Here is a 17504-nt window from a genome sequence, read left to right on the forward strand (position 1 = left end):
TATCCAGGTGTCGATATTTAAAGCGTTACAGATTGATAAACTAGAAGTTCTATTTTATAGAATTGAACTTATTGGACATGCACTTTTTGATATTCTGCTGGTGTAAGGCCGGTATTTTTCTTAAAGGCAGTAAAAAAGGTAGATTTTGAATTAAAACCACTATCATAACCCAAACTCTCAATAGTATAGTTTTTTTGAGTTTCTAATAGCTTTTTGGCTTTATCTATTCTGTATGTTTTAATTAGATTTGAGAATGATTTCCCCAACACTTCGTTTACATATTGGGAGAGTATGTGTCTGGTAATTTTTAGTTCCTTAGCAGCATCATCAAGACTAAAGTTCGGATTTAGAAATAATTCTTTATCAATAATTATATCCAACTTTTGCTCAATTAGAAGCAATGTTTTCTTATCCAATTCCTTGTTTTTATAGCGTGCCTTTTCATTTAAAAAAGTTGAGGTTTTACTATGCTTAAAAATCAGCAGCAGAATAATCAAGTACAAAATAAAGGTAAATGATAAAGCACCAACAATGTAAGATGTGTAGGTTGCTATAGCATAAGCTAACCATATAAAGGTTATGCCTAAATAAATGCTGATAAACCAAACATCTGTTTGTGTTAAATTAACCTGATTCTTTAACTTAACAACAATTGGCCTGATATACTTAAAAGAAAAAGCAATGTAGATAAACCATTGAGCATAAATTACGTTCACAATAAATCTAATCCAGAGGTTATTATTTTCGGGATAAGGATACAAAACGCCCAAAAAAGTTATAATTAAGACGTAAGGAATTACATGTTTTGCCCAGCTAACTCTACTCTCGATTGTGTAAGATTTGAGGTATAAAAAAAGAAATGGACCAATTAACGCACATGCTGAAAGCCCAATTTGGATAAATAAATTTGAGAGATTTGGGTTAAAATAAAAAAAAACTGATTTTAAAATCCTAACACTTAAAACTAAAAATAACAGAGATAAAAAATAGTTTGCAAGTTTCTTTTTTTTCGCATACAAAGCAAAATAGATGGATAGCAAAAAACCATTAAAAGCTCCTAATGCACTAAAAAAGAAAAGCAGCTGACCAAATACAGTCATTATAAGAAAAGAATTAATTTAAACAGTTTAAAGATAATAAATAGCCCGACATTTTGAAAAATTCTGTCATAGAATCTATAACATTAACTTGACCTTAAATACTGAAAGGATTAGAATAAAAGCCTATTGTAAATTTATGTACTATATTCAAAGATTCGTTGGTCTAAAGTAATGGGATAGTCCAAACACATTACATCAATTCAACCTTAAAATACAACCCACTATAAATCAATTAAAAAGGCTAACTTTTATAAGCAAGCCTATAGAATTAGATATTAGTCTTTTCGATGTACCCCGAAGAAAGATTACTTTACAGAGCTAGACAAGTTATGTACTATTTTAAAGCACATCATTGAGGATTTAAAGTATAAAGGAATTTATAAAATTGCTTATAATTATGCCTTAGGGAAGCAGCGCAAAGCATAATTATAGGTTTTGGCTGATTTTGTCAACTTTTTTATGATCTTTTTTTCTCAACAGAGAATGATTTAACTAAAGCTTTTGGAAGTTGAACTTCCGCCTCTGTATTAAAATAAGTTCCTTCTTTTTCCATTTTCATCTCTTACGAGCTCTATTGTACCGTTAATCCTTCTAAAAACAAAGGTCTCCTGACCGAAATAGGTTTCTACATTAAAATTCTTCCAAAGAACGAGCAATTTATAGCATTACCTTTTTATTGCCTTGCAGGTGATACATTTCCAGACAAAGTTTTAGTTGCGATTTTATTGACCGCTGAAATTGCGAACAATGAACACGTTGGGACAATTATTACTTAATCGTAATTTCTACATATAAAGGACTAAACTATGACTCGCCCCGACCAAACCCGATGTTATTTCTATAGAACTGGGGTGATATATCTGTTTTGCTCTTGAATACCCGACTAAAATAATATTCGTCGTCATAACCCAACTCGTAGGCAATTTCTTTGATCGTCTTATCCGTTAAATACAATTCTCTCTTCGCTTCTATGATGATTCGTTCGGTAATAAGGTCTGATAGTGTTTTGTCAAAATGATTTTTGGTGATTCTCGAAAGCGATGCAGGTGTAAGGTGTAGCATCTCTGCATATTCACTTGCCGAGTGCTTAATGCGGAAATTGTTCTCTATCGCATTTTTCAGATTCTGGATGAGAAATTGCTGTTTTCCTCCAATTGTTTCTGAATCCTGAAGGGACTGCTGTTCGAGTTTTATCCTGGTGGCCATTACAAGAAGCACCTTTAAATAAGAGACCAGCACTTCATCTTTTCTAAATGCATCAGTTTTTAGTTCGCTTGCTATTCCCTGGATCAGATTCAAAATGGTGCTTTTACAGTTTTCATTGAGATTGACAAAGGGTTGCTGGTAGACGTTATTAAACAAGATTCCATTGGCTGCAATTTCCTGATGATGGCGATATATGCAGAAAAAATCGTGGTGAAACTGAATGGCAATACCCATCAAGGACTTTTTCGAACTTAACATAAACGGCTGATAAGGGTAGAATGCAAATAGGGTATCTTCTTTAAAAGTGTAATCTGAAAGGTCAACAGTAGCAACTCCCTCCCCTGAAGTAATCAAAATAAGCGTGAAGTAATTGTTTCGCTGAATATGGTCGAAATAACTGTTATTATCAAACTCAAAAAGCTTGAATGCCAGATTTCCATTTTGTTGATTGATGAGTGTATGTACGGATTGTGATAACATAATTCTTATGATTTAGCCAGCGCTTTCTTAAAATCCTCATTAAGCTGAACACACTCATTGATACAGATTCCACTTACGATCTCAGGCCCTTCTCCCCATTTGGGCACATCGGATGTAGAGAGCACATTGAACTTTGAACTAAAACCGCCGACAAAAGGTACGGAAGTTCCGTAAACTATTTTTGGGATTTGATGATGGCGAAGCACATAAGAACACATAATACAAGGCTCGTGAGTGGTGTACATCGTTGACCGGCTAAGCTTATCCAAATGGCCATTTTTAATCACATCCCGCACGGCCAGTATCTCGGCATGATTGGTAATATCGCCTGTTGATTTGCCGGATTCTATGCCCTTACCCAGAATACTATCTTCAAAAACGATTAACACGCCCACCGGGGGATCGCCCGCTGCCAAAGCTAATTTGGCAAGCTGCAGACATTGGTGCATGTAATGCGAATAATCTTTATTCATAAATAATATTATCTTAATAAATGGTAGAGCTCTATTTTGATAAGCAGCTAGCTAAAATACTTAAAAAATAATTGAACCTAACAAAATGCCGATGTATGGGAATTTGTTTAATGGAGCTGAGTTGTGTATGAAGAAAAAACCTAAAACCGCCCTCATTAAAAATGAAGGCGGTTTAATTCTAATTTAGAAGATTAGAATATCGTAACCTTCATTTCTTAAGTTCAGCGAACTTGGCAAACCTGGGGTTCCCGGAACATCGTTATCGCTCAATAAATCATAGCCAGAAACTTCCGTGCCGAATACTGCTACGCAACCTTTTGAAAGACCATGAACATGATCTTTCACTTCTTTATAAAGTCCATAAACCGGGTGATCGGGTTTCTCTAAATGTTCAGGCCATCTCACCCCTGCTCCCTGAAAAATAATTTTAACATCTTCACCTGCATGTTTAAATTCATAAGCTGATGCTAGTGCATTAAATACGCGTCCAAGTGCTTCTTCTGAACCAGCCTTGGGATCAGAAAGAATAATTATTGCTGTTTTTTTCATTTTAAACAATTTAATTTATAAGCCAAAGATGCGGCAGTAACGGTTCTTAAAGAATGGATAAATCTTACTATGTAATGGAGATTTTTCAATCGAATCATTGCTATCAAGCGTAAGGTATTACGAACAGTATGGGCATAAAAAAGGTAGACCTTTATTAGAAGTCTACCCTATTATAACTTGTCAACCAACACGCTAATCACACAACCAAATACTATGTACCAGGCTTAACAAATGTTTGCCAACCCCTCATCGTTTCGATGAAGCGCTCACTAAGCCCACCTTCACGCAGATAATCAGCTGTAACCGGCATCTTCGGACTTTCATAAAGTGGATTCTCCTGTACCTGAAGCGGAAAATCCCGTTTCAAAATACCTGCCCGGGCAATGAGCACAAAATCACATCCTTCATCGAGTAATTCTCCAGCACGCTGTGCACTGTAAATCTTGCCGGCCACTCCCAACCTTACACCCTTTCGAGGGATGTCTGTAAATACACTGAGCATGGTTTTTCCCTGAAACGTGCCTTCTCTGACCAACTGAGCAGAATCCCATAGTGCGAGATCCAGATAATCAATCAGCTCTCTATCAAATATAGCTGCTGTTATGTCACGCATTTCCTCTATCTGTAAGCCATAACGCTCAACCGATAAACGCCAGCCAATTTGGAAATCAGGGCCACAGGCTTTACGAATACCTTCGATAACTTCCATGGTAAATCTTGCCCTATCCTCGGTGTTTCCTCCATATTTGTCTGTTCGGTCGTTTAAGTTGGGTGAAAGGAACTCCGAAAGTATCCATCCAAATGCCCCATGAACCGAAACACCATCAAAACCAGCTAGCTGTGCCCTTCTAGCCGCTGAAATGAAGCTATCCCGAATCCGCTCTACTTCATCAGTTGTAATCGCTTTTACGCCACGCACAGTTTTATCCGAAGCAGGTGACTTTATCCCACCCCACTCGGGAGTTGCACGGTGGCCGGCGTGATGTAACTGCACCGCTGATAATGCACCTCCTGCTTTAATGGTATCCGCGATTTTAGCGAGGCCTGGCAAATGTTCATCACTGTGAATACCGAGCTGACGTTCAAAGGCAATGCCTCCGGCCTCAACTGTGGAAGCACTTGTTTGTATCAGCGCATATCCGCTCATTGCCAATTGCTCAATCCAAATTTGATCAAATTCAGAGGCAGTTCCATCATGCTCACTTTGCTGGCTGGTTAATGGCGCCATCATAAAACGGTTTCGCATTGCCGGGCCATGTAGCAATGTGAGCGGCTTAAATAAATCAGAAACAGACATTTTCTATATTGTTTTACTTTTTAACTTAATCTTTCCTTAAAGCAAAGATGTTAAGATGATCAAATCTAGAAAATGGAGGATTTTCATTATATGATGGATGTTTTCAATATCTGGAAAATGATTAAATACAAAACAGATCAGCTAAAAATGAGGAGGGTTGTGAGAAAACCAACACCAAGTGAAATGGATATAAAGTCCAACTTCCTCTGGTTTATTGTTATAACAGATTAATAAAACCTTTTGAAAACACAGATCTCTAGGCCATTTTCAGATAATAATATGGACTAAGTCCTTGTTCTTATAAAAGAAATTTAAGTCGCCCTGCGGAAGACTTAAACTAGAAGGGAAAATACAGGTTTCCGGGCCGAAATTTTGGGCAATCCTTTTAAACAAAAAAGGGAGCAGAATTTAATCTGCTCCCTTTTTCATTGATCATTTCCGTTTTGGTTATGATCTCAGGCTATCAAAGATGCCAGCTAAGCTGCCACCGATGTTATTACCCAATGAGAACGAGGTTGAACTGGATTCATCTCCATCCGTAGTGGTATTAGAGAATGATAAAAGGTTGCCGATATTCAGCGCACCGCCCAGACCACCAGAGCTTGCAGAGTCATTGTTACCAAAGATACCGCCACCGTTAATTTCTTTCATTTCGTTTAAATTCAATTCTTGCATTTTCATAATATTCAAGTTTTGTTTTTGCCTACTCTGTTATAGATTTTCAGCTGCTTCTGTTCCGGTTTTACCCGTCGTTTGATTAATAAACGTTAATAGCAGAACAAAAGATTTTAATTTTTATGGAATAACGACAACGCCAAAGCGTGAATAAAAGCCAGCGGTTGTACGACTTTAAAAACTATTGGTGAGCATGGCTGTTCTCACGCGAGGAGGCTAAAAATTCATCGATTTATTGAAAATCAAATCTATATAATTAAAAATCTGATTGTAGAGTTACAATAATTCAGCCCTCGATGGTGCATTTCCAAACAAAGCCTTTTTTAGATTTTATTGACCGCTGAAATTGCGAACAATAAACCAATTGTGGGTCGTATTTGGTTCTACTATATCTGGTTCGTTTTAAAGGCTTTGAGCAATCAAAGGCTTTATTTTTTAAAACAAATCTTAATATTTAATGTTATCAGGTTACTATCTCATTATATCTGGACGGATATAAGAAATTGTTTGTTTAAAAAAGCCACCTGAATTAATTTCAAGTAGCTTTTTATTTTAAAAGCTCAATGCTTCTTATCTCCCTCTCCTCCTCTTGTTTCTCTTGACTACATCATAGTTTAGGTAGATGATGCCTGCCCAGGCTAAACCTGGAATGATAACAAATGTTACCACATCGAAATCATTCATCAAGAAAATAGTTTGTTATAGTTGATGCGAAAATAGTTAATAGATGCTTTTCGAAAGGATAAATAAGTATTCTAATTTTGTTTTAATCTGAAACGTGAGTATCGATTTTTAATATGATGTTTTCTTTCTTTGAAAAACACCATCAACACCTACACCGCCTTAATTTCCATTACCGTAGAATCAAATTGTTCTGCCGATACAATCGCTTTCGCCTTAATGCGCATTTTGTAAACATATATCGTATTCTCAGAGTACTCCAATATTGCGGCAATGGTTCTTACATCCTGAATGCCAAGCCTGATGAGTGCAAAAATTCTTAGCTCTGTATTAAGCAATTCGGGCGCTTTCGGCCAAATTTGGTCTTCAGGCTTTAGCATAGAATTTATCGTTTCTGTAAAATTTGGGAAAATGCTGATAAAAACCCTGTCAAAGGTATGGTACAGCTCGGTACGTTCTTTTTTGATGTCGATTTCCTGCAAGGCAGGAAGCACTTCGACATATCGTTTGGCCAGCATTTTACGTTCAACATTTCTTTTCAGCCTGTCGAGCTTAAGGATATAACCCGATACCATTTCGAAGAAATAACCAATGTATTTTTCATTTACGGTAGCATATTCCCTTAATTTATCATTAATGAATACCAGTTGATTATTGAATGCCTCCAGTTCCTTATTTTTCTCTTCGATAATATGTTCTTTCGCCCTGAGCTTTTTCAGTTGAACAAAAATCATAAAGCCTATTAAACCGATAAGAACGGTAAGGGATGCAATGGAAAGTAAATATATCAGGAAACGGTTTTTGTCTTTTTGGGCAACGATATTTATCTGGGCAGCGATATCCGGAAATACGGACTCTATTTTAAGCTTGCGCAGCCTGTTCCCGTAAAACGCTGCATCATCTCTGGATTGCTGGATAAAAATATAGGCATCTTCCAGGTGGCCATGATGGTACAGATCTTCTGCCAGAAGCAATGTTGCCAATGTTTCACGAACGGATGAACGAATGTCATAAATTGCAGATTGCGCCAGCAAACTTACCCGTACATCATTTTGTTCGGCTTGCTGATAAAAGGCCGCCATTCCGGTGAGCACCCTTGCCCGTTGATGGTCTGATAACTTATAATCCTTTAATAGTTTTAAGAAATAGATTGGCGGCTTACCTGTGGCTCCGGAAACAACCTGCCGGTTGCCCATACTAAATAGTCTTTCGAACGAATTTATTGGGGTTGATTGGATGGCAGAGTCTAAAAACTCAACTGCTTTGCGGTTATAGGTTTCGGTAAAATTCGGATTATCGTTGTATATGGCCAGGTTAGAATATGCGCCTGATTTTAAGCAGTAATAATCATAGCGATAACTTTGGCTCAGTATTGATGGATTGATTTCGGTTAGCAAATCGAATGTTTCCTTAAATAAACCTGCGTGTAGCAGTAGTGAAGCAATTTTTACCCGACTGATGTTAATCTTTTCTTTATCGCGTAGCCTGGAACTAAATTCAAGTAGCTTTTTGCCATAATGGTAAGCCGAATCGAATTGATAATATTCATATTCCTCAAATAACCGCAACAGTACAGGGAATTTATTTCTATTTCTTTTTAAATCATTTTGGAACAGGTGTATTCTGCTGAGTTTCTGCTGCTCGTACTTACCCTTTTGTGTGATTTCCTTCTTTAAGCTATCTATCAATTCCGCACGTTGCCGGGCAGAAAGGTTGCTTAATAGCAGGCTAAATAGAAGTACACAGAAAAGAGATTTCATTGGATAGAATAAGGATAACCAAAATTATATTTTTTTTAAACCCAAAGCAAAGCTATTAATACAACTGAATTTTACTGGTTTTGTAAATGTATTGTAGCCGGATGCTGTCCAAAAAATCAAATAAAAGCTTTGAATTAAGGATTTAAAGCTAAAAAGACATTATACATATCAAGCTATTAAATTCCATAAGATACTGATTAACAACATCATAAATTTATAAAAGCTAGATTTTGTTTATATTTTTTAACACTTCACCATTTGCAGGCTATTTTCCTTAATCAGCAGTTCTAAATTAGAGAATGGTTTTATACTAAATACCCTTAGCCTAAAGCCAAACTGAACCAAATATATAACCATCCCTTAAATGCTTACCTGCCGGATTTTTAGTAAATCCTTTTATCAGGCACGAATAAGGGAAACGAAATGTCTTATGAGCCAAAACAAATCCCCTTAAAACCGATTGCCTGAATCCGCACATTGGGTGCGAACAAAACACTTTAGCATTTAAGATTCAGTATCTCCTTAAATGAACCAATCAACTAACAAAAAACATTTTTAAATTCTAAACTATGTATCTAAAATTTCTACGATTATTATTCGTTGGATTAATGCTATGTATTCAAACCTTATATGCCGATGCGCAAAATAAGGTAATTAGCGGAACGGTTACAGATGCCACTGATGGTACGACCCTGGCTGGCGTTACTGTTGCTGACAACACAAAGACCTCTACAACATCAACCAATGCACAAGGAAAGTACACTTTAAGTGTAGCAGCCAACGCAAAAAGCATTACATTTTCTTTTATCGGCTATGAAGCCAAAACAGTGGCTATCGGTAGCTCAAACGTGATTAATGCGGTGTTAACCTCCTCATCAAATACTTTGGATGATGTAGTGGTGGTAAGTGTGGGTTATGGTACGCTGGATAAACGGGAGGTATCAAGTGCCATTACGCACATTTCTGGAGAAGATTTGCTAACCGTTGCAGCCAATAATCCGCTGATGTCTCTTCAGGGAAAGGTTCCCGGGCTTAACATTACCAATACTGCCGGAGCAGATCCAAATTCAAGTCCAAGCATACAGCTTAGGGGGGTATCTTCCCGTAGTGCCGGATTAGGACCATTGTATGTGATTAACGGTGTACCAGGTGGAAACATCGATAACATCAATCAAAATGATATTGAAAGCATTGATGTACTTAAAGGTGGTGCAGCATCTGCCATTTATGGTACGAGGGGTAGTAACGGGGTTATCATCATCACCACAAAAAAGGGCACATCACAAAGCCGTATGTTTTACGATGGTTATGCCAGTTTCGATTACCTAACCAACACACTTAAAAACCTATCGGTTGATGAATTTATTGCCAACAGAGTGGCAAATAAACAAGGTCAGGATTATAAGGGCAGAACAGATTGGTTAAAAGAAGTGACCAATTCGCCTGCCTTTGCACAGAAACATACGGTTCAGTTTTCAGGTGGTTCTGCAAAAACCAATTACTTTGCTTCTGGCGATTATCGGGATGCGGATGGTGTAGATTTACGTGCGCATAAAAGGGAATATGGAGCGAGGTTAAACATCAACCATGCAACGGATAACAACATGTTTGTGGCAACACTTACGGCTGCGCCCAGGTATATGAAAACCAGTAATTCTGACCAGGGTAACTTTAATAATGCCTTAACGTTAAACCCAACCTATTCAATTTTTAATCCGGCTGGAAAATACAACTACATCAATACGGGCTTTTTCTCAAACAATCCGGTAGAAAATGCCAATGTAATTAAATCTGGCGCCGAAATTAAGGAACTGGACATTAACGGCTCGTTGAAGATGAATATCCTTTCGAATTTAAGCACGATGGTTACGGTATCGGAAATCAGCCGCTCGGTTAAAAATCTGTATTTCACTCCGTCTACGCTATCCTCTGTAGTTCAGGCGAATAAAATTACGCAGACAAATTTCGCTTCTCAGGAACAGCAGGAATACGATCAGAAAAACATGGAATGGACCGCGAATTATTCGGAAGATATCCAAAAACATCATTTTAAATTATTGGGTGGATACTCTTATTCCCTTTACAATTACAAAAGAATGTATGCTCAAAATTATGATTTTCCATTTGACACTTACTTATGGAATAATCTGGGTTCTGGGCTTTATAATGGTGGTGCCGCAGGTCAGGGTCAGTCTGCTGTTGCATCAACGCAAAATGGCTCAACACTCATTTCTTTCTTCGGGAGGTTAAACTATGATTACGATAGCAAATACATCGTTACGGCAAGTTTGAGAAGAGAAGGTTCATCTAAATTCGGAGCAAATAACAAGTGGGGAAATTTTCCTGCAGTTTCGGCGGCATGGCGTGCCTCTGAAGAAAGTTTTGTTAAATCTGCTTTACCTTGGGTTAATGAATTAAAACTACGTGCTGATTATGGAATTACCGGAAATCAGGACTTTGGAAATTACCTGTCGTTGCTATTATATGGTGGAGCGGGTTATTTTCCGTTCAATGGTCAATACTATCAGGTTTATGGCCCCTCATCAAACGTAAACCCAGATTTAAGTTGGGAAAAATCCATCAATTTCAATGTGGGTCTGGATTTTTCTGTGTTGAACAGCAGAATCAGTGGCTCACTCGATTACTACATCAGAACCAATAAAGACCTTTTAGGAAACTATAACGTTCCTGTTCCGCCAAATACCCAATCTACAACATTTACAAACGTTGGTACGATGAAGAACTACGGTATCGAGGCCGCTTTGAGTGCTCAGGTAGTAAAAGGGAATGATTTTAATTATGAGGTAAATCTGGCACTGGCCTACAACAAAAATAAATTTATCTCCTTTTCTAATGAGATTTATAAGGGTGGAACTTTTCAGGATGTTGCCGGTTTGCCAGCTCCAGGTTCTCCAGGAAATATTCAAAGAATACAGGAAGGGCACAGTATCGGCGAATTTTATACACTGCGTTCAGCAGGCGTAAATGATGCAGGCGCATTATTGGTTTACAAGAAAGATGGTTCAGTTGTACAGGCTAACCAGGCGAATAATGACGATAAACAGTTTGTAGGCAATGGATTACCTAAGTTTATCACATCGTTAGGGAATACTTTCAGATACAAGCGTTTTGACCTGGGTATTTTCTTAAGGGGTACTTTTGGTTATAAAATTTTCAATACGAGCGCATTCTATATTGGTACGCCTTCCAGTCAGAGTGATGCAAACGTGCTTCAATCAGCTTATGATCCAGGCAGCAAATACTCCTTGCTGAAAAGTACCGCTACCACTTCAATCGCTTCTGATTACTTTTTAGAAAATGGCTCTTTTGTGAAAATAGATAACGTATCGCTTGGTTATAAGCAACCGCTAAATGTTAAGTACATTAAGTCTGTCAGGTTATATGCTGCAGGCAGAAATCTACACACTTTTACAAAGTACACGGGCGGCGATCCTGAATCGGTTCAGGTTAACGGGCTTACACCGGGCGTAAATACCTCGCTAAATTATTATCCTTCTACCCTACAGCTAATTTTTGGATTACAGGCAACTTTTTAATATCTGACAAATGAAAAAATATATAATCTATACCGGTATTGTGGTGAGCTTTTTGGCAGCCATTGCCGGATGTACAAAACTTGATGAAGAGGTTTATGATCAGGTTGATGCCGCGAACTTCCTCACCAGAAGAGACGATGTGATAAGGGATTTTTTAAGACCATTTGAACATGCTTACTGGAGCATCCAGGGAAATGATGTTTATGCCGTTGGTGAAGACAGCAGCGATGAAATGGGCACTTACAACCGTCAGGGCGACTGGCAGGATGGCGGTTATTACCAACGTATGCACTACCATACCTGGACACCGCAAGATGGTTTTACCAATGGGGCATGGAGAAATTTTTACCAGGGTATAGTCCTTTCTACAAACTCGCTGCAGGATATGGAGGGCATTACCGACCCGGCCAGACTAAGTGTAACTACAGATGAACTTAATGATTTTAAAGCTGAACTCAGAACGTTAAGGGCTTGGTTTTACCTGCGTGCTTTCGACTTTTATCGTAATATTGAAATCGTTACAGATGTAAAAAATACAACGCAAGGTGGTACGCAAGCCACACCGCAGGAAACTTTCAACTATATTGAGTCGGAACTGAAAGCGGCAATACCAGCTTTGCCACTTCGTGAGCAGCTTGGCGCAAACGGTATCGGCAGGTGGACAAAAGCCGCAGCGGCCACTTTGCTCGCCAGACTATACCTGAATGCAAAGGTTTACATAGGGACAGATAAATTTACCGAATGCGAAGCAGTTTGCCGTGATATCATAGGCGGAAAATATGGTAGCTATGTTTTGGATTCACGTTGGGATGCACCTTTTGATTATACCAACAAAACCTTAGCATCTGAAGTAATTTATGGTTTCCCTGGAACCTTGGCCAGAACACATTGGCAATATGATAGTGGTATGTTCTTTTGGGGCATGACATATGATGCAGCTACTTTATATTGCGGATTCACCGATTTTGGAAAATCTAACCCACGTTTTGCCTTGCAACCGGGGAGAGATGTAGACAGCGTAGAATATACCCATACACTCGGCAAACCTTTTGTAAAATTCCAGAAATATCCGGATGACCTTCGTTTGAAAAAATACAAAAACTTAGGCGACAGTAAACGCGAAGGCATGTTCCTTTACGGCTATCTGCCTTATACAACCACAGTGAACGGAGTAGCAAAGGTAGATACAGTTAGAGGCAATAAAGGCCCTTATGCGCTTTTTATCAGAGATCAGGTGGGCTATTTTCTGGGTACTAAGCCAGGCATAAAAATAGCAGATAAAGAATCTAACATGAACCATGCAGATCATAACTCTGGTGTATTCATGGTTAAATATCCGATGTACCCAACTCCTGATCCGAACCGGATTACATCTGCCTACGCTGAGATTCGTTTAAGCGAAGTATATTACACGCTTGCAGAATGCAGATACAGAGCCGGCGATAAAGCCGCAGCTGCTACTTTGTTAAATCAGGTTCGCCAACGCAACTACCCTGCGGGTTCTCCAAGTCTTTATGCTGCTGGTGGCGCACAACTTACCGATCAGGAAATGCTTGATGAATGGGGCCGTGAATTTATTGGAGAAAACCGCCGCAGAACGGATTTGATTCGCTGGGATGTATTTAGTAAAGGTACCTGGTGGGATAAAAAACCTGATGCAGATAAACATACCGAGATTTTCCCTTTAGGACGAGATATTTTAAATGCCAATCCTAAACTAAAGCAAAATCCGGGATATTAACAGTTGTTTAAACTAAGCTCCAACAAGCATCCCCCCTTAATTAGCGGAGGGAAGTTAAATTTGGTTTAGTGAAGTGTCTCTGGTAAATCGGAGGCACTTTTTTGTTAAATTTTGATGAGCCGCTAACTCATAACTTAATGGTTTAATAAATCGCTATTAGCAGAAAAAAAAATCCCTCAGCAATTGCTGAGGGATTTTTTTTCTAGTGGCTAAATACCAACTTAGAACGTAAAACGGAAAGCCATTCCAAAACGACCAGCTTCACTACCTAAAAAAGGATTATCGCCAACATAAATACTAGGTCTCCAATCAAATGCAATTGCAAGAGGAGCACCCGCAATTTTGTAATCCAATCCCGCCATCGGAACCAGGTAAAATGCCGTATGGTTTTCATTGAAGAAATATCTTTTCCTGTCGTAAATCTGCACTTTTGGTCCGCCACCGATATACCAGTCTAAACCTCTCGCTCCTCTGATGGGTGCATTGTATTGTAAGAAAGCTTGCAATGTTGTTGTACTTCTGCCAAATAATGCTTCAGCTTGAAATGCAGTATTTCGGTTAAAATGTGTTCTGAGCGATGGTCCAACTAAGGTTGCACCATTTCCGAAATCAAGACCTAAACCCAGGCCTGTCTTGTAACTTTGTGCTTTTACGGTTAAGGTAGCTAAAGATAAAGCTACGCATGTTAAGATTGTAGATAATTTTTTAATCATTTCGATTTGTGTTTTTAAAAGCAGCATCTTTACAATTTTAATGCCGTTTCAAACCAACACCTCAAACAAATGCCCGGAAATGAAACCCTGGTTGAGCTATCTTCAGGTGCTCATCACAAAACCTAATTCAATTATTAATGTATATTCTTTTTAACATCAGTTGATTAGCTTGTTGGTGGATTAAAACAATAATCATATTTTTTTGCTTCAACTTGATGTGTTTTTCTATTGTAGAATGGTTAAATAAAAATTAAAGCCCAAGGCTTTTGACTCCAGAAGTATACACATCATTCTAAAAATAGAAATATAGATTTCGGCAATTCCTTCAATGAATAAGCAATTTATCGCATTATCTTGTTATCACTTTGCAGGTGATACATTTCCAGAAAAAGTCTTTCTTCAATTTTAGATTTTATAGACCACTGAAATTGCGAACAATAAATCAGTTAGGGTCAGGCACAAAAAAATAAAGCCTTATAAGTGTTTAACTTACAAGGCTTTTATCAAATTTCAAGTACCCAGAAGCAGATTCGAACTGCCACGCCGTTGCCAGCGCCACCCCCTCAAGATGGTGCGTCTACCAATTTCGCCACCTGGGTTTATGCTGCAAATATATCATTTGAATCGATAAATTGCCGAATCGTTTAATTGTTTTTAATTGTTACCGCTACAACTCTATTTTGAGACCATCGTAAGCCAATCTGATATTTGGCGGCAAGTCTTTTTCTACTACATCATGTAGGCCTAAATTATGACTAATATGCGTTAGATAGGTTGTTTCTGCACCCACAAGTTTTGCAAATTCAATTGCCTCGGTTAAAGTAAAATGAGAAATATGTGATTCCTTCTGTAAGGCATTAATAACCAGGATTTTGGTGCCCTTTATTTTTTCGAGTGTTTCATCTGATATGGTTTTCGCGTCAGTAATATAGGTGAAATCGCCGATTCGATAACCTGTAATTGGCAATAGGTGATGCATCACTTCAAAAGGCGTTATGTTGTGTGACCCTATATTAAAATCTTCGCCATTATTTACCGTGTGAAGGTTAATTTGAGGTAAACCGTGGTATTTTGTTTCAGCAAAAATATAGTAAAATTCTCTTTTTAAAGCCGCCTGAACCCTTTCAGTGGCGTAAACATCAATCACTTTTTTTAGTAAGTAATTAAAAGGACGGATATCATCCAAACCTGCAATATGGTCTTTATGCTCATGGGTAAAAAGCACCGCATCTAAATCTTTTACCTTTTCTCTCAACAGCTGGTAACGAAAATCTGGTCCACTATCTACCACAATAGTTTTATCACCAAGCTCGATGAGTATAGACGTTCTTAAACGGTTGTTATGTTTATCTGTAGAGGTGCAGACTTCGCAATTACAGGCAATAACAGGAACGCCTTGTGATGTGCCTGTGCCTAAAAAAGTAACTTTCATCCAAAAAACCTTTCCATTTTACGATATTCTTTAGGTAGCTGCATTAAAATAATTCGGTTTGCTGTAGTGAATGAAAAAACTGACGTTGCTTTTCATCTAACAGATTTTCGGCAGGATTGGTTTGCTTAACAAGTGTAACAAGTGCTGCAATTTTTCCTTCAAGGTTAGAAAATTTATTAACCACAATAATTTTATTGTGTTCGAGCAAGCATGAGCCTGTTTTAAAGTTTCCTTTTTCATAACGAACCTTAAAACCCATTGCCAATAGCAATTGCTCTAATTTTTCTAAGGTATGGTTTGTTAGTGGCAAAGACATTAGAACAAACTTAGAGAAATCTAAGCAGCATTCAAATAAACTTTTTATCAGAAAAAGAATTTTAAAATAAGAAAAGTTTAACAATAATGATTTATATCCGTCATCTCGACTGAAGCGCAGCGCAATGGAGAGAACTTTTAAAGTTGCTGAACTATATGCAAAATCAAAGATTTCTCGGCTTCGCTCGAAATGACGACTTAATTAACAAGACTTCCGTAAATTCTATGTTTCCGTGGCAAAATAATTTAAGAGACTACAACATTTATGTTTTACGATTTTTTAGAAACGCAAGTTCATTAATACTTTGGATTTTGCAGCCCCGCTATCACTGCAAGTCCTCACTCGTGCCTCGCTCCGGGCTTTTCGTTCTATCGGGTTTATTTTACAAAGGCTGGTGATTATTGCGAAATGGCAATTGTATACACTTAGTTAATATTATTTTCTAAGGCTTAAAGATTAGCTTCGTTGGGTACTTCGTGGTTCCCGCATTGGCGAGAATGGTGACTCAAGGAACAAAGACTTCCGTAAATTCTATGTTTCCGTGGCAAAATAATTTTTACAAATTACAATACTTATGTTTTGCGATTTTTGGAAACGTAAATTCAGTAATACTTTTGATTTTGCAGCCCCGCCATCACTGCAAGTCCTCACTCGTGCCTCGCTCCGGGCTTTTCGTTCTATCGGGTTTATTTTACAAAGAATGACCACGGACTCATTAAATCAAAGAAAACTTCCGTGAATTCTGTGTTTCCGTCGCAAAAAACAAAACAAAAAAGGTTTAGCTGTTTCCAACTAAACCTTTCAAAATCTTATCCCACAAAGCGGAAAGGAAATTATCTTAAATCTACCACTTCAACACCTGGATATTTCTTTGCATCGAAAGCAAAAGTAGTTTCTGGTACGTTTACATTTGGTGAAAAGGTTTTCACATTGTATGTGTATTTATTTCCGTTCTTATCGAACAACACAACATTAGCAATTTGTTTTGCAGCTTTATCAATACTTAAACGAACTTTGAAGATTGATTTCTTTGCATCAACAGGCGTTAAGTCGATCATTTGATAAGTTTTAGCACCTGCTTTTTCTTCGCCAGTGTACACATATTTAAAGCCTTTTTCATAAACTGTAAATATTTTAGCCGGATTAATTGCATCACCGCTATTGTCTACATTGCTCACTTGCACCTCTTTATCTTTTTTCAAATACGTCCACTGACTTTTACCATCGCTAAACAACTCTTGGTTCGTCATGGCCACTTTATATTTATTTGAATTGGCTTTAACATATAAAGTACCTTGTTGTGTTTCCTTAACTTTCGCTTTAGGGTTGTCTAAAGTGAATGAGAAATCGGTTTTTACAATGTTATACGATTTATATTTTTTACTTACCTCTGCTAAAATTGCTTTAGCTTTTGCATCAGTCTGCGCATAAGTTGATGTTGCAAACGCAGCTACAACCATTAATACCGAAATTATTCTTTTCATTTTTGTGTTTATTAAATTTTCTGTTGAAACATTAGAATAG

General features: G+C 37.8%; 13 protein-coding genes and 1 tRNA gene. 2 read left to right on the plus strand and 12 right to left on the minus strand.

Annotated elements, in window-relative coordinates:
* Positions 1-68 precede the first annotated feature (68 nt).
* The 7 genes from R2Q16_RS17335 to R2Q16_RS17365 all read right to left on the minus strand — a co-directional run bounded on the left by R2Q16_RS17335 (position 69) and on the right by R2Q16_RS17365 (position 8221).
* A complete protein-coding gene (locus R2Q16_RS17335; RefSeq protein WP_316738936.1) occupies positions 69-1100 on the minus strand; it encodes a helix-turn-helix domain-containing protein in 1032 nt (343 codons plus the stop codon).
* Positions 1101-1904: 804 nt separating this feature from the next.
* Entirely contained in the window at positions 1905-2786 is an 882-nt protein-coding gene (locus R2Q16_RS17340) for a helix-turn-helix domain-containing protein (protein WP_316738937.1), read from the minus strand.
* A 5-nt stretch (positions 2787-2791) separates the two neighbouring features.
* Positions 2792-3259: a nucleoside deaminase gene (locus R2Q16_RS17345; protein WP_316738938.1), complete on the minus strand. Its 468-nt coding sequence runs from the start codon at positions 3257-3259 to the stop codon at positions 2792-2794.
* Between the two features lie 183 nt (positions 3260-3442).
* Positions 3443-3808, minus strand: coding sequence for a DsrE family protein (locus R2Q16_RS17350; protein WP_316738939.1), 366 nt, complete (start codon positions 3806-3808; stop codon positions 3443-3445).
* Positions 3809-4019: 211 nt separating this feature from the next.
* Positions 4020-5105 carry an NADH:flavin oxidoreductase gene (locus R2Q16_RS17355; RefSeq protein WP_316738940.1) on the minus strand — a complete coding sequence of 362 codons (1086 nt, stop codon included), beginning with the start codon at positions 5103-5105 and terminating at the stop codon, positions 4020-4022.
* Between the two features lie 447 nt (positions 5106-5552).
* Positions 5553-5786, minus strand: a complete 234-nt coding sequence (locus R2Q16_RS17360) for a hypothetical protein (protein ID WP_316738941.1) — start codon at positions 5784-5786, stop codon at positions 5553-5555.
* A gap of 827 nt (positions 5787-6613) precedes the next feature.
* Entirely contained in the window at positions 6614-8221 is a 1608-nt protein-coding gene (locus R2Q16_RS17365) for a DUF6377 domain-containing protein (RefSeq protein ID WP_316738942.1), read from the minus strand.
* A 569-nt stretch (positions 8222-8790) separates the two neighbouring features.
* On the opposite strand from R2Q16_RS17365, the gene R2Q16_RS17370 reads away from it, so the two are divergent.
* Positions 8791-11778: a SusC/RagA family TonB-linked outer membrane protein gene (locus tag R2Q16_RS17370; RefSeq protein ID WP_316738943.1), complete on the plus strand. Its 2988-nt coding sequence runs from the start codon at positions 8791-8793 to the stop codon at positions 11776-11778.
* Between the two features lie 10 nt (positions 11779-11788).
* Positions 11789-13519, plus strand: coding sequence for a RagB/SusD family nutrient uptake outer membrane protein (locus R2Q16_RS17375; protein WP_316738944.1), 1731 nt, complete (start codon positions 11789-11791; stop codon positions 13517-13519).
* Between the two features lie 221 nt (positions 13520-13740).
* On the opposite strand, the gene R2Q16_RS17380 is transcribed toward R2Q16_RS17375, so the two are convergent.
* From R2Q16_RS17380 to R2Q16_RS17400, 5 genes are all read right to left on the minus strand, one after another.
* The gene (locus tag R2Q16_RS17380; protein WP_316738945.1) at positions 13741-14232 is read right to left on the minus strand and encodes a hypothetical protein; all 492 of its coding nucleotides are present in this window, start codon (positions 14230-14232) and stop codon (positions 13741-13743) included.
* Between the two features lie 515 nt (positions 14233-14747).
* A tRNA-Leu gene (locus R2Q16_RS17385) sits at positions 14748-14831 on the minus strand.
* A 68-nt stretch (positions 14832-14899) separates the two neighbouring features.
* The gene (locus tag R2Q16_RS17390; RefSeq protein WP_316738946.1) at positions 14900-15664 is read right to left on the minus strand and encodes an MBL fold metallo-hydrolase; all 765 of its coding nucleotides are present in this window, start codon (positions 15662-15664) and stop codon (positions 14900-14902) included.
* A 43-nt stretch (positions 15665-15707) separates the two neighbouring features.
* Positions 15708-15980, minus strand: coding sequence for a hypothetical protein (locus R2Q16_RS17395; protein WP_316738947.1), 273 nt, complete (start codon positions 15978-15980; stop codon positions 15708-15710).
* Positions 15981-16813: 833 nt separating this feature from the next.
* Positions 16814-17464, minus strand: coding sequence for an outer membrane lipoprotein carrier protein LolA (locus tag R2Q16_RS17400; protein ID WP_316738948.1), 651 nt, complete (start codon positions 17462-17464; stop codon positions 16814-16816).
* Positions 17465-17504: the final 40 nt, after the last annotated feature.

This window comes from Pedobacter aquatilis (genome assembly GCF_032678425.1).
GTDB classification, from domain to species: Bacteria; Bacteroidota; Bacteroidia; order Sphingobacteriales; family Sphingobacteriaceae; genus Pedobacter; species Pedobacter aquatilis_B.

Excerpts from the sequence above, each read along its gene's own strand:
- R2Q16_RS17335 (WP_316738936.1), bottom strand. The coding sequence starts at position 1,100 with ATGACTGTATTTGGTCAGCTGCTTTTCTTTTTTAGTGCATTAGGAGCT.
- R2Q16_RS17340 (WP_316738937.1), bottom strand. The coding sequence starts at position 2,786 with ATGTTATCACAATCCGTACATACACTCATCAATCAACAAAATGGAAAT.
- R2Q16_RS17345 (WP_316738938.1), bottom strand. The coding sequence starts at position 3,259 with ATGAATAAAGATTATTCGCATTACATGCACCAATGTCTGCAGCTTGCC.
- R2Q16_RS17350 (WP_316738939.1), bottom strand. The coding sequence starts at position 3,808 with ATGAAAAAAACAGCAATAATTATTCTTTCTGATCCCAAGGCTGGTTCA.
- R2Q16_RS17355 (WP_316738940.1), bottom strand. The coding sequence starts at position 5,105 with ATGTCTGTTTCTGATTTATTTAAGCCGCTCACATTGCTACATGGCCCG.
- R2Q16_RS17360 (WP_316738941.1), bottom strand. The coding sequence starts at position 5,786 with ATGAAAATGCAAGAATTGAATTTAAACGAAATGAAAGAAATTAACGGT.
- R2Q16_RS17365 (WP_316738942.1), bottom strand. The coding sequence starts at position 8,221 with ATGAAATCTCTTTTCTGTGTACTTCTATTTAGCCTGCTATTAAGCAAC.
- R2Q16_RS17370 (WP_316738943.1), top strand. The coding sequence starts at position 8,791 with ATGTATCTAAAATTTCTACGATTATTATTCGTTGGATTAATGCTATGT.
- R2Q16_RS17375 (WP_316738944.1), top strand. The coding sequence starts at position 11,789 with ATGAAAAAATATATAATCTATACCGGTATTGTGGTGAGCTTTTTGGCA.
- R2Q16_RS17380 (WP_316738945.1), bottom strand. The coding sequence starts at position 14,232 with ATGATTAAAAAATTATCTACAATCTTAACATGCGTAGCTTTATCTTTA.
- R2Q16_RS17390 (WP_316738946.1), bottom strand. The coding sequence starts at position 15,664 with ATGAAAGTTACTTTTTTAGGCACAGGCACATCACAAGGCGTTCCTGTT.
- R2Q16_RS17395 (WP_316738947.1), bottom strand. The coding sequence starts at position 15,980 with ATGTCTTTGCCACTAACAAACCATACCTTAGAAAAATTAGAGCAATTG.
- R2Q16_RS17400 (WP_316738948.1), bottom strand. The coding sequence starts at position 17,464 with ATGAAAAGAATAATTTCGGTATTAATGGTTGTAGCTGCGTTTGCAACA.